The organism is Streptomyces sp. Y20, from assembly GCF_043195475.1.
Taxonomy (GTDB): domain Bacteria; phylum Actinomycetota; class Actinomycetes; order Streptomycetales; family Streptomycetaceae; genus Streptomyces.
Genome location: NZ_JBIDDP010000005.1, coordinates 450,114 through 474,709, shown reverse-complemented (window position 1 = coordinate 474,709; position 24,596 = coordinate 450,114). Strand labels below are relative to the sequence as shown.

The following is a 24,596-nucleotide window of genomic DNA, read 5'->3' as shown; positions in this document are numbered from 1 at the left end:
ACTCGGCGTCCAGAGGGCCGCGCTCGTCACGCCCATCCGGCGGACGTACCACAGCGACCAGGGGCGGCCCGTGGAACGGCCGACACCGTGGTGCCCGCCGCGCACCGCGGGGTCGTCCACGAGATCCCGATCAACCGTTAGTGGGCGCCCTCAGCAGCGAGCCAATCGCCGAGCGCCGAGAAGTCGGCGTCCACGAGTCCCTGAGCCGGATCGACGCGATGAAGCAGCGACGGCCCAGGATGTCGGGCATCGACCCACAAGCGATCCATGGCGCTGATCTCGTCGTCGACCCAGATGAACGGTCGACCGTCGGCCCACTCGACCAAGGGGCGAGTCTTCCAGTGCAGGCCGCGGGGTCCGTCATCGGCGCCGGCATCCGGCCACTCCACCACGGGCAGCTTCGGCAGCCCGAGGCGCGGAGCGACGGCCTCGTTCGCATCCTCCATCCACGTCGTGGCCCACACGAGGTGGCAGCCCAGGACGAGGAGGCGCGATCCGATGCCGGGATCCAGTCGATCAAGCAGCGGGTTCCCCTGATCGACAGACGTCGAGGAGCCGTACGACGCCCCGAACGGGATGAGTGGACCGTCGACGTCGAGGAAGAGGATGGGGCGCTCCGCTGCGCTGGTCACAGCGGCACGATAGCCCGGCGCGGTGCCGGCGGGGACTCCGCTTCCTGGGCCGTCTCCGGGCCGTGCGAGGGCGCCCGGGGTCGGCCAACGGCCACCGGCAGTGACAGGTGAGTCGTGGCCGTCTACGGCGAAGCCCCAGGTCAGGGGGTCGGGACCACACGGGTTTCCCCCTGGGGGTGGCGGTCAGGCAAGATGGGGTGTATCTGCCCACTGCCAGTTTCAAGCTGCCGGACGGTTTCTCTTGGCTGAGTTCATTTACACCATGCGCAAGGCGCGCAAAGCGCACGGCGACAAGGTGATCCTCGACGACGTCACCCTGAGCTTCCTGCCGGGGGCGAAGATCGGCGTCGTCGGTCCGAACGGTGCCGGTAAGTCGACCGTGCTGAAGATCATGGCGGGCCTCGAGCAGCCGTCGAACGGTGACGCGTTCCTGTCGCCCGGCTACACCGTCGGCATCCTGCTCCAGGAACCTCCGCTGAACGAGGAGAAGAACGTCCTGGAGAACGTCCAGGAGGGTGTCGCCGAGGTCAAGGGCAAGCTCGACCGGTTCAACGAGATCGCCGAGCTGATGGCGACCGACTACTCCGACGCGCTCCTGGACGAGATGGGCAAGCTCCAGGAGGAGCTGGACCACGCCAACGCCTGGGACCTCGACGCCCAGCTGGAGCAGGCCATGGACGCGCTGGGCTGCCCGCCCGGCGACTGGCCGGTCACCACCCTCTCCGGTGGTGAGAGGCGCCGCGTCGCGCTGTGCAAGCTGCTGCTCGAGCAGCCCGACCTGCTGCTCCTCGACGAGCCCACCAACCACCTCGACGCCGAGTCGGTGAACTGGCTGGAGCAGCACCTGGCCAAGTACCCGGGCACCGTCGTCGCCGTCACCCACGACCGGTACTTCTTGGACAACGTCGCCGGCTGGATCTGCGAGGTCGACCGCGGCCGTCTGCACGGCTACGAGGGCAACTACTCCAAGTACCTCGAGACCAAGCAGACCCGTCTCAAGGTCGAGGGGCAGAAGGACGCCAAGCGCGCCAAGCGCCTCAAGGAAGAACTCGAGTGGGTGCGCTCCAACGCCAAGGGGCGGCAGGCCAAGTCCAAGGCGCGTCTCGCTCGCTACGAGGAGATGGCCGCCGAGGCCGACAAGATGCGGAAGCTGGACTTCGAGGAGATCCAGATCCCGCCGGGGCCGCGCCTGGGCAGTGTCGTCGTCGAGGTCAACAACCTCAGCAAGGCCTTCGGTGACAAGGTCCTCATCGACGACCTCTCCTTCACGCTGCCGCGCAACGGGATCGTCGGGGTCATCGGGCCGAACGGCGCCGGCAAGACGACGCTCTTCAAGATGATCCAGGGCTTCGAGCAGCCCGACTCCGGCAGCATCAAGGTCGGCGAGACCGTCAAGATCTCCTACGTCGACCAGAGCCGCGAGAACATCGACCCGAAGAAGTCGCTGTGGGCCGTCGTGTCCGACGAGCTCGACTACATCAACGTCGGACAGGTCGAGATGCCCTCGCGGGCCTACGTCTCCGCCTTCGGCTTCAAGGGGCCGGACCAGCAGAAGCCGGCCGGTGTGCTCTCCGGCGGTGAGCGCAACCGTCTGAACCTCGCGCTCACCCTCAAGCAGGGCGGCAACCTGCTGCTCCTCGACGAGCCGACCAACGACCTCGACGTGGAGACCCTGTCCTCCCTGGAGAACGCGCTGCTCGAGTTCCCGGGCGCGGCCGTGGTCGTCTCCCACGACCGGTGGTTCCTGGACCGGGTCGCCACGCACATCCTCGCCTACGAGGGTGAGTCGAAGTGGTTCTGGTTCGAGGGCAACTTCGAGTCGTACGAGAAGAACAAGGTCGAGCGGCTCGGCCCGGACGCCGCGCGTCCGCACCGTGCCACCTACAAGAAGCTGACCCGGGGCTGATCGGTCTTGCGCCACATCTACCGCTGCCCGCTGCGCTGGGCGGACATGGACGCGTACGGCCACGTCAACAACGTGGTCTTCCTCCGCTACCTGGAGGAGGCGCGTATCGACTTCCTGTTCCGGCCGGACAAGGACTTCAAGCAGGGGTCCGTGGTGGCGCGCCACGAGATCGACTACAAGCGGCAGCTCGTCCACCGGCACGAGCCGGTGGACATCGAGCTGTGGATCACCGAGATCAAGGCCGCGTCCTTCACCCTCTCCTACGAGGTGAAGGACGGTGACCTGGTGTACGTACGGGCCTCGACGGTCATCGTCCCGTTCGACTTCGAGGGCCAGCGGCCGCGGCGGATCACCGCGGAGGAGCGCGAGTTCCTCCGGGAGTACATGGACGCGGCCGAGGACGCCGAGACCGAGGGGGAGGCCGTCGCGGCATGACGGTCCTCCACCTGGCCGACGAGACGGAGGCCGCGGACCTCGCCGCCTTCCTCTCCCGGCTGCTCCGCTACGACCGCGGAGCGGCGGTGCGGCTCCAGGCGGCCGGCACGGCGCTCGCCGTCTTCGGTCGGCCGCCGTCCTTCGAGGTGCTGGCGGTCCGCGCGGTGGGGCTGGCCAAGCCGTACGAGCACGGGCTCGACGTCGCCCTCGACGTGACGGTGTCCGCCGGTGAGTTCCTGGAGTCCGTGGACGAGCGGGCGGCCACCGCCGCCGTCCCGGGCGCCGTCACGGGACCGCCGTGGGCCGGCGTGCTGCCGCCGCGGTCCGGCTGGCAGCCCGAGCCCGGACTGCCCGCGCCGGACGCGCTGCGCGCCACGGTCGCCGCCGCGGTGGCCGAATTCCGCTCGCGCACCGAGGAGCTGGGGCCGCAGGGGCGTACCCGCGCGGAGCTGGACCGGATCGGGCGGGACATCTGGTCCCGGCGGATCGACGGCACCCGGCTGCCCGTACGGGCCGTGCACGCGGCCCAGTCCCTCGGCTTCCTTCGGCCGGGGACCGAGCACGAGGACACCGGGTTGTTCTCCTCGGGGACGTGGCTGCGGCTGCGTACCCCCTACGGGTCCGTCGCCGTCCGGCAGACCGCACGGGACCCCTTCGCGCTCAGCGTGCGCTGAGCCGCGCGCGGCCCTTCCGTACGGCTCACCGTGCGCGGTACGGCCGTTGGCCTGCGGCACTGGGCCGGAGCGGGGGCCGGTGCGGTCAGTCCGGGGTGTTCACCATCGACGCGGCGGCGTACGTCAGGTAGTTCCACAGCGTCCGCTCGTGCTCCTCGGACAGCCCCAGCTCGTCGACGGCCGTCCGCATGTGCCGCAGCCAGGCGTCGTGCGCCGCCCGGTCCACGGTGAACGGGGCATGCCGCATCCGCAGCCGGGGGTGGCCGCGGTTCTCGCTGTACGTCGTGGGGCCGCCCCAGTACTGCATCAGGAACAGGGCCAGCCGTTCCTCGGCCGGACCCAGGTCCTCCTCCGGGTACATCGGCCGCAGGGCCGGGTCCCCGGCGACTCCCTCGTAGAAACGGTGCACGAGCCGGCGGAAGGTGTCCTCGCCGCCGACCTGCTCGTAGAAGGTCTGCTCCTGAAGCGTGCCGCGCCGAATCTCGGTCACGTTGGATTGCCTCACATCTGTGTGCCGGTCCGCCCCTGGGCTTGTTCGGCCGGGGGCCCGGGGACGCCCCCGGGAATTGCAGTACCCGTCCATCGTCTCAGACGCGGTGACCCAGGACTTCGGGCTCGGGACCGGCCACCGCGCCCCTAGTGTGGAGACATGGGCGCCTACGACACGGAGACCGAGGAGCTCGCCGCCGCGGCGCGGGCCGCGCTGGTGCGGGAGATCGACGCCGACGGGGCCTGGGCCGGGGACCCGGTGTGGCGGGAGGCGTTCGCGGAGGTGCCCCGGCACCTGTTCGTGCCGTACTACTACGTCGCCGGACCGGGCGGTTACGAGCGCCGCTGGGGCGAGAGCGGTGACCGGCAGGCCCGCAGACGCTGGGTGCGCGGCGCCTACGCGGACGTACCACTCGCCACCCGGCTGCGCGACGGCGAGCTGCTCTCCTCCAGCAGCCAGCCGTCGCTGATGGCGCAGATGCTGGTCGCGCTGTGCGTCAGGGACGGCGACCGGGTCCTGGAGGTGGGCGCCGGCACCGGCTACAACGCGGCCCTGCTCGCCCACCGGCTCGGCGACGACGGCCTCGTCACCACGATCGACCTGGAGCCGGAGATCACCGAGTCGGCCCGGCAGCACCTGGCGGCGGCCGGCTACCACCCGGTCGTGGTGACCGGGGACGGCGCCCGCGGGGCACCCGAACGCGCCCCCTTCGACCGGATCATCGCCACCTGCGAGCTGCCGACCGTCCCGCGCGCCTGGCTCGCCCAGTGCCGCCCCGGCGCCCGCGTCCTCACCCCGCTGGCCACCGGCCTGCTGGCCCTCACGGTGCACGGCCCGGGACACGCCGAGGGCCGCTTCCTGCCCACGGCCGCCTTCTTCGTACCGCTGCGCGGCGAGGGCCGGGCGGAACCCGAGGACGTGTCCCTCGCCGGGCTGCCGGGCCGGGCCCGCGCGCAGGAGCCGTTCCGCTTCCTGCTCGGGCTGACCCGGGGCACCCTCGACCCGCGGGAGGCGTACGCGCTGTGGGAGCGCGAGGGCAGGCCGGACCGCGGGCGGTACGGCGTCACGGTCGGCGGTGGGCGTGCCTGGGCGTGGCTGGACGACCCGGAGGGGCCGTACCTCTGGCCCCTGCCGTGATCTCCCTCAGCCCCGGCGTACGGTGATCGACGTCCAGGCGCCCACGTGCACCCGGTCGCCGTCCTGGAGCGGCACCGGCACGAACGGCTGGATCGGCTCCTCCGACATGTTGACCGTGGTGCCGTTCGTCGAGTTCTGGTCCACGACCGCCCAGCCGCCGTCCGGCTGCTGCACCAGCACGGCGTGCTGATGCGAGACGCCCGGGTCCTCCGGCGGCACCGACAGGTCGATGTCGGGGGTGTCGCCGGTGGAGTGCCGGCGACGGCCGATGGTGACCTGGTTGCCGGTGAGCGTGCGCTGCTGCTCCGGCGAGTACGCGGGCAGGTTCAGGCCCGCGGCCTCGGGGCCGGAGCGCTGCATCATCGCCATGAAGTACTCGCGGTCCGGGCCTATGGTCGCGGTCCAGGTGGCCGACTGCTGCACGTGCTGGCCGTGCTGGCCGTGCTGACCGGGCTGTGCGTGCGGGGCCTGGGGGAAGCCGCCGGGGCCCTGGGAAGGCTGGCCGGCACCGGGCTGCGGGTAGCCGTAACCGCCGCCCTGGCCGCCGGGGCCCTGACCGGGTCCGGAAGGGCCGGAGGCCGACGGCGGGGACAGCACCCAGTCGTCGTCACCGGCCCGGGTCCGGCCGCCCTCGCGCGGGAACGCGGGCGGTGCCGGGGCACCGGCCTGCTGGAACGCCTGCGGGGCAGCGCCGGAACCCTGGCCCTGACCGCCGCCGAAGCCGGACGGACCGCCAGGTCCCTGGGAGCCCTGGCCCTGACCTCGGCCCTGGCCGCCGCCGAAGCCGGAGGGGCCGCCGGAGCCGGAACCCTGGGGACCCTGGCCCTGCCCCTGACCGCCGCCGAAGCCGGAGTGTCCACCGGGACCCTGCCCCTGACCCTGGCTTCCGCCGTACCCCGAGGGGCCGCCGGGACCCTGGCCCTGACCGCCGCCGAAGCCGGACGGGCCACCGGGGCCCTGGCCCTGACCCTGGCCGCCGCCGAAGGCGGACTGGCCGGGCTGGCCCGGGGTGCCGGGGAAAGGCGGCGGGGGGCCGGGGCGGCGCTGGTTGCCGGGGGCGAAGGGGGGCGCGCCCGTGGGGCCCGGGGCGGTCGGCGGGCCGGTGGGGCGCCGTTCGCCGGCGAACGGCGTCGGACCCGACGGCTCACTGGTGAAGGACGGGATCGGTTCGGCGGGCCGGTTCATCTGCGAGGGCCGGGAGCCCTGGTACTCGTATCCGTCACCGCCGCCGTACGTCGCGCTCGGCGGCTGGAACCGGGGCTGCGGCGAGCGCGGGGCGGCCGGGGTGTAGGAGGTCGCCGTGTTGGTCAGGAAGTTCCACCGGCACTCCTCGCAGAACGGCGCACCGCCCTCGCGGGGCGTGCGGCACTGCGGGCACAGTTCCGGCTCCGGGGCGGACCCGGCGGCCGGGTGCGGGCGTCCGGCGCCGGTCCGGCCGCCGGGACCGCCCGGGCCGGCGGGCGGCGGGAAGCCGTAGCCCCCGCCGGGCGGCGGAGGAGGCGGAGGTACGGCACCGGCCATGCGGTGACCGCAGACCTCGCACCAGTCGTCGGAACCCGACTGGTGTCCGTTCGGGCAGGTCGGCATGTCGGTGCTTCCCCTTCTCCTGAGGGTCCGTCTGGATCGCTGCGATCGCTTCCAGGAGTCACTTCTTCACACGGACGGTCTTGGTGGACCGGGTCTCCAGAGTCATCTCGTCGGCCTCCGCGACCCTGGTCCTCAACCGCACAGTACCTGTCGCGGCGTCGACCACGTCCACCACCTTCGCAAGCAGTTTCGCAGTATCCGCGTTCCCCGAGGCGCTCGCCAGCTGGACCGCGCGTCCCAGTTTGGCCGTTGCTCCATCGACATCGCCCGCTTTGCGAAGGTCGAGACCCTTCCGGATGACCTGCGCCAGTTCGGCCTGCCCGGTGTAGTGGGCGACTTGGGGGTTGATCGAGGTGGAGGCCGTCATGTCGTCCGTCCACACCGCCCGTACGAGCCCCTGCGCACCGAGATTCTGTACCGTTCCGTCCGGTTGTGGGACGACCAGGGACACCCGTGCGGCGAGCATCTCCTGTCCGATCCCGGCCGGCGGGACCGCGACGCACACGTGGTAGTCGCGGGACTCGTCGCCCCAGGACCCGGTGGGGTAGTCCCCGGCGCGCGGTCCGGCCTCGGTGCGGCGGCCGGTCAAGTCCTGCACGGTGGGCGCGACTTGCTTGACGAACCGGATGGCCGCGCCGACCGGCGTCCACACCCGCAGGGCGACGTCGGCGACCTCCTTGCCCATCGCGGTCTCCATCATCCGCGTGAAGTCGGCGGCCAGGCCGGCCGGGTCGGCGACGATGTCGGCGGTGCCGAGGAGCGCGGAGGCGATCCCTGTGACGTCTTTCACTTCCCAGTCGGTGCCCACTCCCCGCGCGTCACAGGTGAAGCGTCCGGCGCACGCCTCCAGCGTGGCCCGCAGGTCGTCCGCCGGCTCGTGCTCGTTGCGGCCGTCGGTGAGGAGGATGCCGTGCCGGATGGTGACGTCCACCGAGGACAGCAGCCGGTCGGCGAGCCGCAGCCAGGTGCCGATGGCCGTACCGCCGCCCGCGCTCAGCCGGCGCAGCGCCTGTTTGGCCTGCTCGCGGGTGACGTCGTCGGCGACCGCGAGGCGTCCGCCGCCCGGGTAGACCTCCTTGGCGACGTGGGTGCCGCCGATCACCGCGAAGTGCGTGCCGTCGCGCAGGGTGTCGATCGCGGCGGCCGTGGCGTCCCGCGCGTTGCGCATCTTGGCCGGCGGGTGGTCCATGGAACCCGAGCAGTCGACCATGACCGCCACGGCGGCGGACGGCCGCCTCCCCGGCGCATGGCCGGGCGCGGTGGGTGCGGTGCCGGCGGTGCCGCCGCCGGTCGCGGTCACCGTGACGACGGCGTTGACCTCGCTGCCGTCCTCGGGCAGGTACTCGTTCTGGTAGACGTCCACCGAGAACTGCGGCACGTTCGGCTTCGCGAAACTGGCCATGCTGGTTCACATCCCCCTCGGACACCCCGCGGAAGCGAGGCAACGCAACTGAGCGGACCGGTCCCCTCCGGTCCGCCGAGGCCTCCCCGTTCCGGCCTCAGGCCGATCCTGCCCCCTGGCGCGGCGCCGGGAACGGCAGCACGGCCACTGTTACGTTGTCGTGGCCCCCGCCGTCCAGGGCGTGACCGACCAGCACCTGGGCGCTGTGCAGCGGACGGACCGCCGCGTCCGCCGGCACGACCTCGGACAACTCCTCCGCCGACTCGGCGTAGTTCCACAGTCCGTCGGTGCACACCACCACGGTGCCGGGCCGGTCCGGTTTGAACGACGCGGTGTGCGGGTCCAGTTCGTAGGCGTCCGCGCCGAGCCAGCCGGTGATCGCGTGGGCGCGCTCGTCGGCGTACGCCTCGGCCTCGCTCATCAGGCCGGCGGCGACCATCTGCGCGGCCCAGGAGTCGTCCTCGGTCAGCCGGGCGGGTGGCGCGCCGCGGTCGGCGGGCACCCAGTAGGCCCGGCTGTCGCCGACCCAGCCGACGACCAGGAGCCCGGAGGTGACCACCGCGCCGACGATCGTGCAGGCCGGCGCGTTCTGGTGCGGGGCCTGCTCGCGGGCCGTGGCGGGCTCCTCGGCGAGCGCGTCGACCGCCTGCGCGGCGGCGACGATCGCCTCGTGCATCGCCTGCTGCGGGTGGGTGCCGTGCTCCAGCGCGGCCAGCAGGACGTCACCGGCCGCCCGGGAGGCGGCCAGGGACGCGTCGTCGGGGCGGGTGGCGGACGACACGCCGTCACAGACGACCGCCAGCGCCGCCGGGGTGCCGTCCGGCAGCGTGGTGTGGCCGACGGCGAAGGCGTCCTCGTTGCGGTGATGGCGCAGCCCGCGGTCGCTGACGGCGGCGACCGGACCCGACTCCCGTTCCACGTGGTCGCGTTCGCGGGGCTGGGCGTGTCCGCAGTTCTCGCAGTAGCCGTCGCTGTCCACCCGGCCCGTCCGGCAGGCCACGCACACCGTCGCCGGCGCGTCCGGGGCGCCGGGACCGGGGGACAGCCGTGGGTCCGGTGCCTGGAGCGGGTACTCCTCGGGCTCCGCCGGCCGGTCCAGCCGCACCCCGGGTCCGGTGGACCGCTCGGCGTCGGATTCGTGCCCGGACAGCGGTGTGCCGCCCGAGTCGGTGCCGGGCAGGTCGGCCGGCAGGTGCACCCCGGGCGCGGTCCCGGCGGAGCCCGGCGGTTCGGGGGCCGGCCAGTCCACGCCGTCGCCGGGCGCGCCGGGGCCGGTCATGGTGAGGGTCGGCCGGTCCTGCGGGGGAGCGGGGACCACCGAGAGGTCGTACCCGCACGCTCCGCAGAACAGGTCACCCCGCTCGACGGGCTCCGCGCAGCTCGGGCACTTGGGCAGTGCGGCCTGCTGGGGCATCTGCGACATCGACTACACCCACGTCCGGGGGCGGTAACGGTTGGCCCGTTCCACCAGCTCGATCCTTTCGTCGCCGCCGGGCGCCAGCCGGGCCAGCGTGCGGTAGGCGCGCTCCAGGCCGAAGCGCAGGCCCCGCTCGTCCAGACCGCTGCCCAGCAGCACCCGGCCGCCGGCGGCGGGGCCGGTGTCCTGGCCTCCGGAGAGTATCCAGTCCAGGGCGCAGCCGAGCACCTCCGCCGTCAACTGCTCGCGGCGGGCCGGGTCCAGACCGTACACCTGGAGCGCCTCGATCTGGCCGGCGGCGGCCGTCAGGTCGTCCAGGAACCTTGCGTCGCCGGCACTCGCCGTGCGCTGTCTCAGACGGGCCCGGACGGCGGCGACCCGGGCGGCCGTGTAGTGGATGGACGACTCCGGCACCGACTCCAGCGTCGTCACGGCGCCGCGCCGGTCCCCGGCCGCGAGCCGCACCCGGGCCAGGCCGAACGCGGCGCTCACATAGCTCGGGTCGGTCGTCCACACCAGGCGGTAGTACTCCGCCGCGTTGTCCGGCTGGCCCAGCATCTCGGCGCACAGGCCGAGCGCCAGCTTGGGCGCGGCCTCGCCGGGGAAGGCGTCGTAGATCGCGTCGAAGGCGGGCGCGGCGCCCTCGAGGTCGCCGGTGGCCAGGGCTGCGACGCCCCGGTACCAGACCACCCGCCAGTCGTCGGGCCGTTCCTCGTCCAGCTCGGCCAGGCCGGTCAGCGCGGCCCGGTGGTCGCCGCTCTCCAGCCGGGCGCGGATCTGCCGCAACCGGGTCTCGACGGACCGGGTGGGCGCCGCGGCCAGGGCGCCGATCAGCTCGGCCGGCGCGGAGGCCATGAGGCCCGCCAGGAAACCGGCGTCGGGGTCGGTGGGGTCGACCAGCGGGACCGGCAGGGCGAGGGCGGCGGCGGGGGTGTCGACGGGCCTGACCAGGGCCGGCGGGACCGGAACGGGCACACCGGGAGCCGACGTCCCGCGAGCCGCCACCGCGGCAGCCGGAACGGCCGCGCCCGGCACCGCCGGGACCGCAGCCGCCACGGCCGGACCCGGAACCGAAATCGCCGCAGCCGCCACCGCCGGAGCCGCCACCGCAGTCGCCGGCACCGGAGTCGAAGGCATCCCGGCCCCCACTGCCGGAGCCGCACCCGAAGTGGCACCCGAAGTGACACCCGGAGCCGCACCCGAAGTGACCGCGGCCGCTGCCGCCGCGCCACCGGTACCCCGGCCCCGTTTCCGGCCGCGTACCGCGCGTGCCCCCAGCCGGGACACCTCTCCGTGCAGCCGTGGGAACAGCTCCGTGTCCGTGACCTTCACCTCGGGCCCGAACAGCGTCGACAGCGCGGGCCGGGCCTGTCCGGTCTGGAGCGACACGACCTCCCGCAGCACGCCGGTCAGCTGCTCGGCCATCTCCTGCGCGGAGGCGAACCGGCGGGCCGGGTCGGGGTCGGTGGCGCGGACCAGGAGCCGGTAGAAGGACTCGTACCGGTGGAAGACCTCGATGCCGTCGGGGTCGGGCAGACAGTCCGCGTAGACGTTCGTGTAGCCCTGGAAGTCGAACGCCAGCACGGCGAGCGTACGGCCCACCGTGTACAGGTCGCTGGCCACCGACGGGCCGGTCTCGGCGACCTCCGGTGCCTGGTAGCCGACCGTGCCGTAGATGGCCGACTCGTCGTCGTCCATCCTGCGCACCGCGCCCATGTCGATCAGCTTGAGCTGGTCCTCGGTCTGGATGGCGTTGTCCACCTTGAAGTCGCAGTACAGCAGGTTGCGGCTGTGCAGGTGGCCGAGCGCCTCCAGCGCCTCGATGCCGTACGCGCACGCCTGCTCCACCGGCAGCGGGTCGCGCCGGCCGTCGGCGGTGCGGCGGGCGTTGGCGATCTCCTTCAGGGACTTGCCGCCGACGTACTCCATGACGATGTAGCCGTCGAGGGAGCCGGTGCGCTGGTCCAGGTGCTCGACGAAGTTGTAGATCCGCACGATGTTGGCGTGCTCGATCTCCGCCAGGAACCGCCGTTCGGAGATCGCCGCGGCCATCGCGTCCTGGTCGCCGGTGTCCAGCAGGCCCTTGAGCACCACCCAGCGGTCGGAGACGGCCCGGTCCACGGCGAGGTAGACCCAGCCGAGCCCGCCGTGCGCGAGGCAGCCGGCGACCTCGTACTGGCCGTGCACGATGTCCCCGGCCCGCAGCTTGGGCACGAAGGAGTAGGGGTGCCCGCACTTGGTGCAGAAGCCCTCCGTGCGGCCGGGCCGCTCGCCCCGGGCCCGGCCCACCGGCGCCCCGCAGTCCGAGCGGGAGCAGAACCGCTTGCGCTCCGGCACCTCCGGGTGGTCCAGCACCATGGCGCGCGGGTCCGGCCGCGGCACCTGCGGCACGGCGACCAGTCCGGCGCCGAGGCGCCCGCGCGTGGACGGACCGGACGACGAGCCGGAGCTGCGCACCGACACCGAACGGCCGGCGGACGCGCCGGACAGCGACAGGGAGAGCCGCCCGGACACCGAGCGCCGGGACCTCGACGACTGGGACGACGTACGCGCGCTGGGGGAACTGCCGCTCGGCGCGGAGCCCCTGGTGACCCCGGTGGGCGGCGAGCCGACCGACCCGGTCGCGGAGACGACCGGCGCGAGACCGCAGGTGCCGCAGTACAGTTCGCCGCCGCCGACGTCCTCGTACGCTCCGCCGCAGTCCGGCCGCTGGCAGGTCTGCCCCGGCTGACTCATGACTGGTCCCCCCTGCCGTCCTGCGGCGCGCTCGCGCTGCCCAGCGTCTCGGCCGCCGCCCGCTGGTAGCGCAGGACGGCCTGTTCGGCGACGCGCAGGTCGCAGGGCGCGCTCCACAGCATGCGCCGGGCCGCGTCGTACCGCTCGACCAGCAGCGGGTCCTCCGCGAGTCCGTGCCGGGCGACCTTGGCCCGGTAGGCGTCGAGCCGGCCGCGCAGCTCGGCGCGGACCGCGAGCGGCGCGGTGACCGCGGTCAGTGACTCGCGGGCGCGCAGCAGTTCGTCCTCCGCCTTGCGCTCCAGGTCCTCCAGCAGCGGGGAGAGCCGGTGCCAGCGGGCCTGCCTGCGGTACTCGGCCGCGGTGCTCAGCTGCTCGTGGAGCGCGGTCGGCGGCCCGCTGACGACCGGCACCTCGGTCGCGGCGATCTTCGCCAGCACCTCGCCGCGCGCGGCACGGGCCTCGGCGAGGGTGCGGTCCGCGCGCGAGAGGACGTCCCGCAGCCGGATCAGCCGCGCCTCCGCGTCCTGGCGTACCGTCAGCACCGCGTCGATCTCCCGCCGTACGTCCTCCAGGGCGCGCGCCTCACGGTCGTACACCGTCGTGTCCGGACGGCCGCCGCCGGGCGCGGAACTGCCCGCGGCCGGCACCCAGAAGGCGAGCGGGTCCGAGACGACGTCCTCGCGCAGCCGGGTCAGCGTGCGCGTGATCCGCTCCAGGTCGTCGCCGGCCGGGTGTTCGCCGGGGCGCACCCCCACGGAGTGCGCGAGCTGCCGGGTGCGCTGGAGTTCCTCGGCGAGCAGATCGATCCGCGCGGGCAGCGCCGACCACACCGCGTCGGCGGCGACGATCACGTCCAGGCTCGTCGCGTACAGCTCGTTCATCCGGTCCACCAGCGCGGACAGCGTGAACGTCTCGCTCAGCCTGCCGGTGCCGCTGTCGGGGACGGTCACGGACGCGCCGCGCAGCAGCCCGGTCAGCTGCGCCAGGTCCTCGCGGCTGGACCAGCGGCGCCGGGCACGGATCTGCCGGGCGCCGCGCAGCGCGGCCGTGTACGCGTCGAAACACGCCCACAGCGCGGTGATCCGCGCCTCCGTGGCCTGCCAGCGCTCCTCGGTGACACCGGTCAGGGCGGCCCCTTCGAGGAGTCTGCGGCCCGCGTGGTCCTGGAGGGCCAGCAGCGAGGTCTCGATCGCCTCGTGCTCCTGGCCGAGCCGCGCCAGCGCACGGTCCACCTCGTCCCGGTCCATCACCGGCCCGGCGGGGTCCGTGACGCCCATCGATCACCTCTCGCTCGCTGTGTGTTCCGGTCGGGTGCGGCTCAACCGCCGTGCAGGTACTGCGGCACGGGCGGTTTCGACGCGGCCGGATCCCTACCCAGTGTCGCCGACAGCCACTTGTCGTACGACGCCTGCCAGCCGTTCGCGCGGTAGTCCACCAGGACGCGGTTGACCCGGCGTACCAGGTCGGTGGCGTCCTTGCGCATCGCCACGCCGTAGTACTCCTCGGTGAACGCCTCACCCTTCAGTGCGACGGTCGGGTCCTGGGCCGCCTGGCTCGCGGCGAGCGCCCCGTCGGTCACCACCGCGTCCACCTCGCCGAGTTGGAGGCGGACCAGGCAGTCGAGCTGGCTGGGGACGGTGGTGGAGATGTCGGTGGTGGCGGGCAGCCGGCCGTCCTTGCGGTCGGCGTCCAGCTTCGTGTGCGCGGTCGAACCGGCCGACGTGCACACCTTCTTGTGGGCCAGCGAGCCGTCGTAGCCGGTGATCGGCGACGACTTGGGGGCGAGGACCTGCTGCCCTGTCTTGAAGTACGGCGCGGAGAAGGCGACGTGGGCGAGCCGGTCGCAGGTGATCGTCATGGTCCGTACGACCATGTCCACCCGCCCGTCCTCGATGGCGGGGATGCGCTGGCTGGTCGGGATGGCCTTGAACTGCACCGCTTCGGGGTCGCCGAGGATGTCCTGGGCGATCCGGTGGACGAGGTCGATGTCGAAGCCCTCCAGCTCCGCGCCCTCGGTGCCGGGGTTGCGGTAGCCCCAGCGGTAGCTGTTCTGGTCGACGCCGACGATCAGCTTGCGCCGGGCGCCCGTACGGGCCTTGATGGCGTCGATCACCGGCCCGTCCGCGCCGGACGGGGCGAGGGTGCGCCGGTGGGCGTCCGCGTCCTGGCAGCCGTCGGCGCGGGCCTGGGTGGCGGTGACGGTCCGCCGGGCGGCCCGCTCGGGCACCGGCGTCTGGGTGCACGGCAGCAGCAGGGCGAACGCCAGCGCCAGCGTGCACAGCACCGCCATCGCGGCGACCCCGCCCCAGCCCCGCAGCGAGGCCCGTGCCCGGCTCGCGTCCATCGCCCTGCCCCCTGTCACCGGTACTCCGAGAGACGGCGTCCGACGCCGGCGACGGCGGCGGCCGCGCCCAGCACCGCGAGGGCGGCCGCGCCGGCCGGCAGCCCGGTCATGGCGTCGCGGCCGTCGCCGGCCGCCTGCCGGAACTCGGCCTGCTCGTGGCCGATGGCGCGGACGAGGCTGCGGTCCACGCCGTCGAAGCACTCGCCGGTCGCGCCCTTCGCGCCGATCACCTTGTCGAGCGCCTGCTGGTAGTTGCCGTTCTCGTCCTCGGCCCGCGCCGCGGCGTGGCGCTGCTTCCACACCGCCATGTCGGTCTCGGCCGCCTTGACCGGGGCGGTGCCCTCCGGGTCGTCGGCGAGCCTCGCGGCCTCGGTCAGTCCCTTGCCGAGCACGGCCATGTCCTTGTCGAAATCGTGGTAGTAGGCGTCGTAGGACGTGCCGCCGACCGTGACGGTCTCGGCGCCGCGCGACACCAGGCTCAGGTTCTCGTTGCCGCGTGCCTTCAGGGACGCGATCCGGGCGTCGTGCAGGACGTTGAGCGACCGGATGCCGTGGTCGTAGGAGCCGTCGAGTTCCGACCGGGCGACCGCGTGCCCGACGACCAGCCACAGCAGGGCGGCGGTGGTCGCGGCGGTGGCGGCGACCAGACCGTGGTTGAGGACGCGGTGGGTGCGCCGGTACATGCGGTGCTGGGCCCGGCCGAGCGCGGCGAGGGCGAGCACACCGAGGGCGATCGCCGCCCACGGGTACGGTGTCGCGTCCCCGTAGTCGCCGGTGAGCCGACGGTTCTCCGTCGAGTAGAGGTCCTCCGCCGCCGGGAGCATCTGCTCCTGCATCTTCTCGTTGGCGTAGCGCAGGTAGGCGCCGCCCACCGGGTAGCCCTGCCGGTTGTACGTCCGGGCCCGCTCGACCAGGCCCTTGTACTCCGGCAGCAGCCGGTTCAGCCGGGCGATGGTCGCCTCGGAGGCCGAGCCGGGTTCGGCGTTGGCGGCGGCGGTGACGAGTCCGGTGGCGGCGGTCCTGATGTCCTTCTCGTACCGGTCCCGGGACTGCGGGGTCTCCTGGCCGCCCGCCAGGTAGCCGGTGGAGGCGGCCGTGTTGGCGTCCGCCAGGGACCGGTAGATCCCGGCCGCGCCCGCACTGAGCGGCTGGCTGCGGTGCAGCACGTCGTCGGCGGCGGCGGACCGGGCACTGGTCTGCCAGGCGGTGACCGCTCCGAACACGAGGACCAGCAGGGCCAGTACGGCGCCTATCACGCGCAGTCGTCCCGGCTCGGTCGTCGCGGCGGCGCGCAGCCGCTCGGCCCCCTCGGCGAACGCGGTGCGCCGGGCGGGCGGCACCGGCGCGGCGACGGCCACGGGCTCCCCGGGGCGGCCGGGCCGGGCGGGGACACGGGGGGCGCCGGGGACAGCGGGAGCGCCGGGTGTGCCGGGAAGACCCCGCGGAGCGGGGGCACCGCGGAGGCCGGACGCGCCGGCGGGTACGGACGGCCGGGCCGGCGGTGGCACCGCGCTGCTCTTCGGCGGTTGTGTCACTCGACCTCCCCCGTGGTCATCCGTTCGCGGCCCAGTATCGCCGTCGGCTCCGGCAACCGCACCGGCCTTCACGGGATCTTGATCGGATCGCAGTCTGCCCGGGGGCGTGTGCCACCGGGCGCACCACCCCCCGGTGAGGAACACGCCGGTGACGGGTGATCGGTTCCCCCGGGGTGCGGTCGGCACCCCGGGGGAGCGGTCACCGGGTCGCGCCCTCCCAGTGCCCGCGCGCCCGGTCCCCGGCCCCGGCCCCGGCCCCGAGCCGGTCGAGACCCAGCAGGGCCGCGCCCAGGACCGGGCCGGCCGTGACCACGCGGACGGTGGCCTTGGGGGCGCGGGCGGCCAGCAGCGTGCGGATCGCGTCGTCCAGCAGGTCGTGGCCGGCCGTGAGCACGCTGCCGCCCAGCACGACCGGGGTCTCCTCGGTGAGCAGGTCGAGGCGGGTCAGGGCGACCGTGGCCATGACCGTGACCTCCTCGGCGAGCCGGGTGACGAGCGCGCCGGCCACCGGGTCGCCGGCCGCGGCCGTGGCGAAGAGGACCGGGGTCAGCTCGTGGCGGCGGTCATGGGCGATGTGTTCCAGGTGCAGAGCCTCGATGAGGGCGTACATGGTCGGCAGGCCGAAGTGCGCGGGCAGGCTGCGGGACAGGGCCGTCGGTTCGCCGCGCCCGTCCTCCGCCCGGGCCGCGTGCCACAGCGCCTCCTCGGCCAGGCCCCAGCCGCCGCCCCAGTCCCCGGAGATGCGGCCGATGGCCGGGAAGCGGGCGGTGCGGCCGTCGGGGCGCATGCCCACGCAGTTGATGCCCGCGCCGCAGACCACCGCCACCCCGCGGGGCTCGGCGACGCCCGCGCGCAGGACGGCGAAGGTGTCGTTGCGCACCTCCACCGACGTGCCCCACGCCCGTGCGCGCAGCGCTGCCGCCAGGCGCTCCTCCTCCACCGGGAGGTCGGCATTGGCCAGACAGGCCGACACATGGGTCACGGAGGTCACCCCGGCGTCCGCGAACGCCCGGGCCACCGGCTCCGCCAGCGCGTCCAGCGCCGTGGTCACCCCCACGGCGGGCGGCCGGAAGCCGCCGCCGCGGGCCGTGGCCAGGACCTCGCCGGCGGCGGTGACCACGGCCACGTCGGTCTTGCTGTTGCCCGCGTCGACGGCGAGGACCGTCGGCGGTTCGGCTGCGGTCAGGCCCACGCCAGATGCTCCCGGTTGTGTGCGATGAGACGGTCGGTGAGGGTCTCGGCGTACGTGTACTGGGCGATCAGGGGATGCGCCAGCAGGGCGCGGAAGACGCGGTCCCGGCCGCCGCGCAGCGCCGCGTCCAGGGCCAGGTCCTCGTACGCCGTCACATTGGCCACCAGCCCCGAGAACAGCGGGTCCAGGGCGGGGACCGGGAGCGGGACCGGACCCGCCGGGCCGACCGCCGCCTGGACCTCGATCACCGCGTCGTCGGGGAGGAAGGGCAGCGTGCCCCGGTTGAGGGTGTTCACCACCTGATAGGGGCTGCCGCCACCGCCGAGCAGGGCCGCGGCCAGGTCCACGGCGGCCTCGGAGTAGTAGGCACCGCCGCGTTTCGCGAGCAGGGCCGGCTTCTCGTCCAGGGCCGGGTCGCCGTACATCGTCAGCAGTTCGGCCTCCATGGCGGCCACTTCGGCGGCCCGGGAGGGCTTGGTGGCGAGTTCCCGGACGACCTCGTCGTGCGCGTAGTAGTAGCGCAGGTAGTACGACGGGACGACGCCGAGGCGGTCCAGGAGGGCGCGGGGGAGGCGGAGGTCGGCGGCGATCGCCTCGCCGTGCTCCGCCAGCAGCCCGGGCAGGACGTCGTCGCCGTCGGGGCCGCCCAGCCGTACCCCGGTCTCCCACGTGAGGTGGTTGAGGCCGACGTGGCCGAGGTGGAGGTCCGCCGGGGCCACGCCCAGCAGCGCGGCGAACTTGCGTTGCAGGCCGATCGCCACGTTGCACAGGCCGACCGCCCGGTGGCCCTCCCGGAGCAGGGCGCGGGTGACGATGCCGACCGGGTTGGTGAAGTCGACGATCCAGGCGCGTGGGTTGGCGCGGCGGACCCGCTCGGCGATGTCGAGCACGACGGGGACGGTACGCAGGGCCTTCGCCAGGCCGCCTGCGCCGGTCGTCTCCTGGCCGACGCAGCCGCACTCCAGCGGCCAGGTCTCGTCCTGCTGCCGGGCCGCCTGTCCGCCGACACGCAGTTGCAGCAGCACCGCGTCGGCGCCGTCGATCCCCGCGTCCAGGTCGGGCGTCGTCACGACGCGGCCGGGGTGGCCCTGCTTGGCGAAGATGCGCCGGGCCAGGCCGCCGACCAGCTCCAGCCGGTCCGCCGCCGGGTCCACGAGGACGAGTTCCTCCAGCGGCAGGGTGTCGCGCAGGCGGGCGAAGCCGTCGACGAGTTCGGGGGTGTAGGTCGAGCCGCCGCCGACCACGGTGAGTTTCACAGCCAGATCAACCCTTTACTCCGGTGAGGGTGACGCCCTCGACGAACGCCTTCTGGGCGAAGAAGAACACGAGGATCACGGGGGCCATGACGAGCACGGTCGCCGCCATGGTGAGGTTCCAGTCGGTGTGGTGGGCGCCCTTGAAGGACTCCAGGCCGTAGGACAGGGTCCAGGCGCCGGGGTTCTCCGACGCGTAGATCTGCGGGCCGAAGTAGTCGTTCCAGGCGTAGAAGAACTGGAAGAGGGCCACGGCGGCGATACCCGGCCTGGCCATGGGCAGGACCACCCGGACGAGGGTGCGCAGGTCGCCGCAGCCGTCGACCTTCGCCGCGTCCAGGTACTCGTTCGGGATGGTCATCAGGAACTGGCGCAGCAGGAAGACGGAGAACGCGTCCCCGAACGCCATCGGGACGATCAGCGGCCACAGCGTGCCGGACAGGTCCAGCTGCTTCGCCCAGAACAGGTACATCGGGATGACGACCACCTGCGGGGGCAGCATCATCATCGAGATCACCAGCATGAGTGACAGGTTGCGGCCGCGGAAGCGGAACTTGGCGAGCGCGTACGCCACCGGCACCGAGGACACCACGGTCAGGACGGTGCCGAGGCCGGCGTAGACCAGTGTGTTGCGCCACCAGGTGAGGAAGCCGGGGGTGTCGAAGACCTTCCGGTAGTTGCCCCACTCCCAGGTGTGCGGGATCAGGTCGCGGCTCAGTGCCTGGCTGTCGCTCATCAGCGAGGTCAGCACCACGAACACGAACGGCAGGGTGAAGAACAGCGCGGCGGCGACGCCGAGGGAGTGGACCGCGATCCACTCCAGCAGCGCCCTGCGGCGGGCGGCGCGCCCGGCCGCGGAGACGGACGGCGCCGGCCGCACGGGCTGGTCCAGTACGTGGGTCATGGTCAGTCACCTGCCTGGATCAGGCCGCCCCGGCGCCGCATCAGCAGCGCGGTGAACGCCATCGACAGGGCGAACAGCACCAGCGCCACCGCGCAGGCCGAGCCGTAGTCGAAGCGCTGGAAGCCGAGGTTGTAGACGAGCTGGGGAAGGGTGAGCGTGGACTTGTCGGGGTAGCCGGGCTCGAACTGGGTGCCCGCGCCCTGGATCACGCCGGAGGCGACCTTCCCGGCGACCAGCGGCTGGGTGTAGCACTGCATGGCCTGGATCACGCCGGTGACGACGGCGAACATCACGATCGGCGAGATGTTCGGCAGGGTCACGTACCGGAACCGCTGCCACGCCGAGGCGCCGTCCAGCTCGGCCGCCTCGTACTGCTCGGTGGGCACGTCCAGCAGCGCGGCCATGAAGATGACCATCAGGTCGCCGATGCCCCACAGGGCGAGCAGGGTCAGCGCGGGCTTGGACCAGGCGGGGTCGCTGAACCAGCCCGGGGCCGGGACGCCGGCCTTCTCCAGGAGGGAGTTGACGGGTCCGGTGCCGGGGTTGAGGAGGAAGGCGAAGGCCATGGTCGCCGCGACCGGCGGGGCCAGGTAGGGCAGGTAGAACAGGGTGCGGAAGACACCTGTACCGGTCTTGATCCTCGTGATGAGCAGGCCGACGCCGAGGCCGAAGACCACCCGGAGACTCACCATGATCACGACCAGCCACAGCGTGTTGCGCAGGGCGGGCCAGAACAGCGGGTAGTGCGCGAAGACGTACGTCCAGTTCTTCCCGCCGGTCCACCGCGGCGGCTGGAAGCCGTCGTAGTGCATGAAGGAGAAGTAGACCGTGGAGAGCAGCGGGTAGGCGAAGAAGACCGCGAAGCCGATGAGCCACGGTGACATGAAGGCGAGCGTGCGCAGGGCCGAGCGCCGGCGCCTGGACGCGAGGGTGACGGTGCTCATCACCGGGCCTGCGCGATGTCCGTGTCGATCTGCGCGGCCGTCTTCCGCAGCCCGGCCTTCAGATCGGTGGCCTTGCCGCTCTCGTAGTCGTAGCCGAACTGCTGGATCGTCACCAGGTACACCCCGCCGTTGAGGGAGGCGGGCGTGGTGGTGGAGTGCGGGTTCGCGGCGATGTCCAGGAACGTCTTGAAACGCGGGTCGTACTTCAGCTTCGGGGACTTCAGCGCGGCCAGCGTGGAGGGCACGTTGTGGATGGCGTTGGCGAAGCCGACCACCGCGTCCGTGTCCGTGGTCATGTACTTCACCAGCTCCCAGGCCGCGTTCTGCTTGTGGCTGGTGGCGGCGATGCCCGCGACGGTGCCGGTGATGTAGCCCTTGCCGTACTCGCCGGCCCGGTCGTCGGGTACGGGCAGCGGGGCCACGCCGATCTCGAAGCCGGGCTTGGCCTCCTGGGCCATGCCGAGCCGCCACTCGCCGTCGAGCTGCATGGCGACCTGGCCGGTGTGGAAGGGGTGCCGGGCGCCCCACTCGTCACCGAGGGTGGACCGGAACCGCTCCAGCCTGCGGAACCCGCCGAGCTCGTCGACGAGCTTCTTCTGGAGCGTGAACCCCTGCTGGAACGCGGGGTCCTCGGCGACCCGGGACTTGCCGTTCCGGTCGAAGTAGGTCGGGGAGAACTGGGCGAGGTAGTGCTCGGTGGTGGACTCCCAGCCGTGGTAGTCCGGCATGAACCCGAGCTGCTGGTAGCCGTCGCCCTTGCGCAGCGTCAGCTTCTTCGCGTCGGCCGTGAACTGCGACCAGGTGCGGGGCGGTGCCGTGATGCCCGCCTTCCGGAAGGCCGTCTTGTTGTAGTAGAGCCCGTACGCGTCGCCGAGCAGCGGGACCGTGCAGCGGTTGCCCTCGAAGCTCGTGTACTCGTTCATCGGTTTGGGGAACGTCGTGCCCGGGTCGATCCGGGACTTCTCGAAGAACGGGTTCAGGTTCACCAGGGCGCCGGAGGAGCAGAACTTGCCCACGTTGTTGGTGGTGAACGAGGAGATCACGTCCGGGGCGTTGCCGCCGCCGGAGCGCAGCGCCTGGTTGATCTTGTCGTCGGTCATGTTGCCGACGACGTTCACGTGGATGTTGGGGTGCGCCTTCTCGAAGCCGGCGATCAGCGACCGGACGGCCTTGACCTCGTTCGGCGCGCTCCAGGCGTGCCAGAAGTTGATCGTCGTGTCCTTCGAGGCGTCGTCCGTGGCGCCCGTACCGGACCGGCCGGTACAGGCGGTGGTGAGCAGAGCCAGCGACGCGGTCAGGGCAAAAGCCGTCTTTCGGACAGCTGAGGGTATGACGTCGGGCATGGCGAGGTCTCCCAGGGGCGGGTGGGCGGAACGGGGAGTGCTACCGGGGTGCGGTGGGGCTCAGCGCGAGGTGTCGAAGACCTCGTCGCGGGTGGCGGCGAGCGCGGATTCCAGCGCGCCGCGCAGGACGGGGTGTTCGCGGACGTCACCGACGACCAGCCGGGGCCGGGCCGCGGCCAGCTCCTCCAGTTCGGCCTGGACGAGGGCGCGCAGCACCTCGCCGCCGGCCGTCAGGGCGGAGCCGCTGAGGACGACGAGTTCGGGGTCGAGGACGGAGACGAGCGAGGCGAGACCGGTGGCCAGCCGGGTCGCGTAGGTCCGCAGCAGTTCCCGGTGGGGGCCGCCGGCGTGGTCGGCGGCGCGGGCGACGAGCGCGGTGGCGGCCTCGGCGTACGGCCCCGGCGGCACGTCGTCGATGCCGAGTTCGCGGGCCAGCACCGGTACGGCCTGGGAGCCGGCCAGCTCCTGGTAGCCGCCGCTGTTGGCCTTCGTGACCTGCCGGACCAGGGGGGTGCCCGGCACCGGCAGGAAGCCGACCTCGCCGGCGCCGCCGGTCCAGCCGCGGTGCAGCCGGCCGCCGAGGACCAGGGCGGCGCCGAGGCCCTCCTGGTTCCACAGCAGCACGAAGTCCGCGTGGCCGCGGGCGGCACCGAGGCGCTGCTCGGCGATGGCGGCGAGGTTGACGTCGTTCTCGTACTCGACCGGCATCGGCAGTGCCGCGGCGAGTTCGCCGAGGAGGCTGGGGGAGTGCCAGCCGGGCAGGTGGGAGGCGTAGCGCAGGCGGCCGGTGCCCGGGTCGAAGGCGCCGGGGGTGCCGATGACCAGCCGGTGCACGTCGGACCGGGCCAGCCCGGCTGCCTCGACGGCACCGTCCAGCGCGTCGGTGACCTGCTGGACGACGGGCCGGGCGGGCCGCCGGCCGGGGGTGGGCAGCCGGTACTCGCCGACCGTACGCCCGGTGATGTCGGCGACGGCGGCCCGGATGCGGTGCGGGGTGACGTCGAGCCCGGCGGCGTACGCGGCGGCCGGGTCGATCGCGTACAGCTGGGCGTTGGGGCCCGGCCGGCCCTCGCTGGTGCCGGTGAGCCGGACCAGGCCGGCCGCCTCCAGGCGGGCCAGCAGCTGGGAGGCGGTGGGCTTGGACAGGCCGGTGAGCTTGCCGATCCGGGTGCGCGACAACGGCCCGTGCTCCAGCAGCAGGTCCAGGGCGGCACGGTCGTTCATGGCGCGCAGGACGCGCGGGGTGCCCGGCGTACCGGCGGTTCCTGCCATGGGGTCGACACCTGCCTTTCCAGCCGCCCAGCTTTTCAGTGACCGGGGGACGGCGTCCAGTCTTGATCACCGGCCGCCGGGAGATCACTGTTAGGAAAGTTTCCTATTCGGGTGGGAGGAACGTAAGCCCAGGACGAAGGGGGCGTCAATAGACAACGCCCCCGAGGCAACGGAGTCGTTACCTCGGGGGCGTGCGCGCAGCGGGCGCCGGCGGGACCCCGGCCGTAAGGGCTCTCACTCCCCGACGTCGACCATGACCCAGCCGTTCCGCTACTTCGCCGGCGGTGCCGGGCGCTGTGCCGCGATCGGGGCCGTCGCGGCCGCCTGCGGGGAGTCCGCGTTGGCGTATGCCGACGGGGCCGCGACGGCGGCCGCCGGGTCGGGGGCGTTCTCCGCGTCCTCCACGGCCGTCGAGCCGCCCACGATGCGGATGCTGGCCGCGTCGAACGCCCGCTTGATCCGCCAGCGCAGCTCCCGTTCGACCGTCACCGACTTGCCGGGCATGGTCTTCGCCGAGACGCGGACCACCATGGAGTCGATCAGCACGGAGTCCAGGCCGAGCACCTCGACCGGGCCCCACAGCATCTCGTTCCAGGGCTCTTCCTTGCTCATCTTCTCGGCGACCTCGTCCAGCGTGGCCCGGACGCGGTCCAGTTGCTCGCTCGCCCGCACGGTCACGTCGACGCCGGCCGTCGCCCAGCCCTGGGAGAGGTTGCCGATCCGCTTGACCTCGCCGTTGCGCACATACCAGATCTCGCCGCCGTCACCGCGCAGCTTGGTCACGCGCAGCCCGACCTCGATCACCTCGCCGGTGGCCACACCCGCGTCGATCACGTCACCGACGCCGTACTGGTCCTCCAGGATCATGAAGACACCGGAGAGGAAGTCCGTGACCAGGTTCCGGGCGCCGAAACCGATGGCCACACCCGCGACACCGGCGGACGCCAGCAGCGGCGCCAGGTTGATCTTGAAGGTGCCCAGCACCATCAGCGCGGCCGTGCCGAGTATCAGGAAGCTGGCCACCGACCGCAGCACCGAGCCGATCGCCGCCGCCCGCTGCCGCCGCCGCTCGGCGTTGACCAGCAGCCCGCCCAGCGCGCTGCCGTCCACGGCCTGCGCGGTCCGGTTCATCCGGTCGATCAGCTTGGTGATCGCCCGCCGCACCACCGCTCTGAGCGAGACCGCCACGATCACGATCAGCAGGATCTGGAGACCCATCGCGAGCCATGTCGACCAGTTCTGCTCGACCCAGCTCGCCGCGTTCGTCGCGCTGTCCTGGGCGTCCTGGAGGGACGGCACGGCCGGCGCCGTCGACTGCGAGGGCGACGGAGACGGTGACGGGGACGCGCCGGCGGCCATCAGGGCGATGGGCAGGGACGACACGGCAGGTACC

20 protein-coding genes are annotated in these 24,596 nt (G+C 73.1%); 4 read left to right on the top strand and 16 right to left on the bottom strand.

The genetic code is table 11. The features are described 5' to 3' along the window. Positions 1-137: 137 nt before the first annotated feature. On the bottom strand, positions 138-632 hold the full coding sequence (locus tag ACGFT1_RS16460; protein ID WP_373909641.1) for an HAD domain-containing protein: 495 nt from the start codon (positions 630-632) through the stop codon (positions 138-140). 241 nt (positions 633-873) lie between these two features. Here ACGFT1_RS16460 and ettA point away from each other — a divergent pair, with 241 nt between their 5' ends. The 3 genes from ettA to ACGFT1_RS16445 are packed head-to-tail and all read left to right on the top strand — an operon-like array spanning position 874 to position 3,647. After that, on the top strand, positions 874-2,538 hold the full coding sequence (gene ettA, locus ACGFT1_RS16455) for an energy-dependent translational throttle protein EttA (RefSeq protein ID WP_361996880.1): 1,665 nt from the start codon (positions 874-876) through the stop codon (positions 2,536-2,538). A gap of 6 nt (positions 2,539-2,544) precedes the next feature. Beyond that, positions 2,545-2,973, top strand: coding sequence for an acyl-CoA thioesterase (locus tag ACGFT1_RS16450; protein ID WP_373909640.1), 429 nt, complete (start codon positions 2,545-2,547; stop codon positions 2,971-2,973). Beyond that, a complete protein-coding gene (locus tag ACGFT1_RS16445) occupies positions 2,970-3,647 on the top strand; it encodes a hypothetical protein (RefSeq protein ID WP_373909639.1) in 678 nt (225 codons plus the stop codon). Before ACGFT1_RS16450 ends, ACGFT1_RS16445 begins: the two co-directional genes overlap by 4 nt. 85 nt (positions 3,648-3,732) lie before the next feature. Here ACGFT1_RS16445 and ACGFT1_RS16440 read toward each other — a convergent pair whose 3' ends face one another. Beyond that, on the bottom strand, positions 3,733-4,137 hold the full coding sequence (locus ACGFT1_RS16440; protein WP_373909638.1) for a globin: 405 nt from the start codon (positions 4,135-4,137) through the stop codon (positions 3,733-3,735). 159 nt (positions 4,138-4,296) lie between these two features. On the opposite strand from ACGFT1_RS16440, the gene ACGFT1_RS16435 reads away from it, so the two are divergent. Beyond that, a complete protein-coding gene (locus ACGFT1_RS16435; protein WP_373909637.1) occupies positions 4,297-5,274 on the top strand; it encodes a methyltransferase domain-containing protein in 978 nt (325 codons plus the stop codon). Positions 5,275-5,280: 6 nt separating this feature from the next. On the opposite strand, the gene ACGFT1_RS16430 is transcribed toward ACGFT1_RS16435, so the two are convergent. From ACGFT1_RS16430 to ACGFT1_RS16365, 14 genes are all read right to left on the bottom strand, one after another. After that, entirely contained in the window at positions 5,281-6,861 is a 1,581-nt protein-coding gene (locus ACGFT1_RS16430) for an FHA domain-containing protein (protein WP_373909636.1), read from the bottom strand. Between the two features lie 58 nt (positions 6,862-6,919). Further along, entirely contained in the window at positions 6,920-8,263 is a 1,344-nt protein-coding gene (locus tag ACGFT1_RS16425; protein ID WP_373909635.1) for a VWA domain-containing protein, read from the bottom strand. Between the two features lie 97 nt (positions 8,264-8,360). Further along, complete coding sequence (locus tag ACGFT1_RS16420) at positions 8,361-9,686, bottom strand: PP2C family serine/threonine-protein phosphatase (RefSeq protein WP_373909634.1); 1,326 nt, start codon at positions 9,684-9,686, stop codon at positions 8,361-8,363. A 3-nt stretch (positions 9,687-9,689) separates the two neighbouring features. Next, positions 9,690-12,416: a tetratricopeptide repeat protein gene (locus ACGFT1_RS16415; protein WP_373909633.1), complete on the bottom strand. Its 2,727-nt coding sequence runs from the start codon at positions 12,414-12,416 to the stop codon at positions 9,690-9,692. Continuing rightward, the gene (locus tag ACGFT1_RS16410; protein WP_373909632.1) at positions 12,413-13,693 is read right to left on the bottom strand and encodes a hypothetical protein; all 1,281 of its coding nucleotides are present in this window, start codon (positions 13,691-13,693) and stop codon (positions 12,413-12,415) included. The genes ACGFT1_RS16415 and ACGFT1_RS16410 overlap by 4 nt, the downstream gene beginning before the upstream one ends. A gap of 41 nt (positions 13,694-13,734) precedes the next feature. Next, the gene (locus ACGFT1_RS16405) at positions 13,735-14,760 is read right to left on the bottom strand and encodes a glutamate ABC transporter substrate-binding protein (RefSeq protein ID WP_373909631.1); all 1,026 of its coding nucleotides are present in this window, start codon (positions 14,758-14,760) and stop codon (positions 13,735-13,737) included. Between the two features lie 14 nt (positions 14,761-14,774). Next, complete coding sequence (locus ACGFT1_RS16400; protein ID WP_373909630.1) at positions 14,775-16,118, bottom strand: hypothetical protein; 1,344 nt, start codon at positions 16,116-16,118, stop codon at positions 14,775-14,777. A gap of 376 nt (positions 16,119-16,494) precedes the next feature. Next, the gene (locus ACGFT1_RS16395; protein ID WP_373909629.1) at positions 16,495-17,487 is read right to left on the bottom strand and encodes an N-acetylglucosamine kinase; all 993 of its coding nucleotides are present in this window, start codon (positions 17,485-17,487) and stop codon (positions 16,495-16,497) included. Next, entirely contained in the window at positions 17,478-18,743 is a 1,266-nt protein-coding gene (locus tag ACGFT1_RS16390) for a 6-phospho-beta-glucosidase (protein WP_373909628.1), read from the bottom strand. The genes ACGFT1_RS16395 and ACGFT1_RS16390 overlap by 10 nt, the downstream gene beginning before the upstream one ends. Before the next feature lie 7 nt (positions 18,744-18,750). After that, positions 18,751-19,644 carry a carbohydrate ABC transporter permease gene (locus tag ACGFT1_RS16385; RefSeq protein WP_373909627.1) on the bottom strand — a complete coding sequence of 298 codons (894 nt, stop codon included), beginning with the start codon at positions 19,642-19,644 and terminating at the stop codon, positions 18,751-18,753. Positions 19,645-19,646: 2 nt separating this feature from the next. Further along, a complete protein-coding gene (locus ACGFT1_RS16380; protein WP_373909626.1) occupies positions 19,647-20,588 on the bottom strand; it encodes a carbohydrate ABC transporter permease in 942 nt (313 codons plus the stop codon). Then, positions 20,588-21,931: an ABC transporter substrate-binding protein gene (locus ACGFT1_RS16375; protein ID WP_373909625.1), complete on the bottom strand. Its 1,344-nt coding sequence runs from the start codon at positions 21,929-21,931 to the stop codon at positions 20,588-20,590. The genes ACGFT1_RS16380 and ACGFT1_RS16375 overlap by 1 nt, the downstream gene beginning before the upstream one ends. 60 nt (positions 21,932-21,991) lie before the next feature. Further along, positions 21,992-23,203: an ROK family protein gene (locus ACGFT1_RS16370; RefSeq protein ID WP_373909624.1), complete on the bottom strand. Its 1,212-nt coding sequence runs from the start codon at positions 23,201-23,203 to the stop codon at positions 21,992-21,994. 270 nt (positions 23,204-23,473) lie between these two features. Beyond that, the gene (locus ACGFT1_RS16365; protein ID WP_373909720.1) at positions 23,474-24,562 is read right to left on the bottom strand and encodes a mechanosensitive ion channel family protein; all 1,089 of its coding nucleotides are present in this window, start codon (positions 24,560-24,562) and stop codon (positions 23,474-23,476) included. Positions 24,563-24,596 lie beyond the last annotated feature (34 nt).

Excerpts from the sequence above, each read along its gene's own strand:
- ACGFT1_RS16410 (WP_373909632.1), bottom strand. The coding sequence starts at position 13,693 with ATGGGCGTCACGGACCCCGCCGGGCCGGTGATGGACCGGGACGAGGTG.
- ACGFT1_RS16445 (WP_373909639.1), top strand. The coding sequence starts at position 2,970 with ATGACGGTCCTCCACCTGGCCGACGAGACGGAGGCCGCGGACCTCGCC.
- ACGFT1_RS16430 (WP_373909636.1), bottom strand. The coding sequence starts at position 6,861 with ATGCCGACCTGCCCGAACGGACACCAGTCGGGTTCCGACGACTGGTGC.
- ACGFT1_RS16375 (WP_373909625.1), bottom strand. The coding sequence starts at position 21,931 with ATGCCCGACGTCATACCCTCAGCTGTCCGAAAGACGGCTTTTGCCCTG.
- ACGFT1_RS16425 (WP_373909635.1), bottom strand. The coding sequence starts at position 8,263 with ATGGCCAGTTTCGCGAAGCCGAACGTGCCGCAGTTCTCGGTGGACGTC.
- ACGFT1_RS16405 (WP_373909631.1), bottom strand. The coding sequence starts at position 14,760 with ATGGACGCGAGCCGGGCACGGGCCTCGCTGCGGGGCTGGGGCGGGGTC.
- ACGFT1_RS16420 (WP_373909634.1), bottom strand. The coding sequence starts at position 9,686 with ATGTCGCAGATGCCCCAGCAGGCCGCACTGCCCAAGTGCCCGAGCTGC.
- ACGFT1_RS16435 (WP_373909637.1), top strand. The coding sequence starts at position 4,297 with ATGGGCGCCTACGACACGGAGACCGAGGAGCTCGCCGCCGCGGCGCGG.
- ACGFT1_RS16380 (WP_373909626.1), bottom strand. The coding sequence starts at position 20,588 with ATGAGCACCGTCACCCTCGCGTCCAGGCGCCGGCGCTCGGCCCTGCGC.
- ACGFT1_RS16415 (WP_373909633.1), bottom strand. The coding sequence starts at position 12,416 with ATGAGTCAGCCGGGGCAGACCTGCCAGCGGCCGGACTGCGGCGGAGCG.
- ACGFT1_RS16365 (WP_373909720.1), bottom strand. The coding sequence starts at position 24,562 with ATGGCCGCCGGCGCGTCCCCGTCACCGTCTCCGTCGCCCTCGCAGTCG.
- ACGFT1_RS16385 (WP_373909627.1), bottom strand. The coding sequence starts at position 19,644 with ATGACCCACGTACTGGACCAGCCCGTGCGGCCGGCGCCGTCCGTCTCC.
- ACGFT1_RS16370 (WP_373909624.1), bottom strand. The coding sequence starts at position 23,203 with ATGGCAGGAACCGCCGGTACGCCGGGCACCCCGCGCGTCCTGCGCGCC.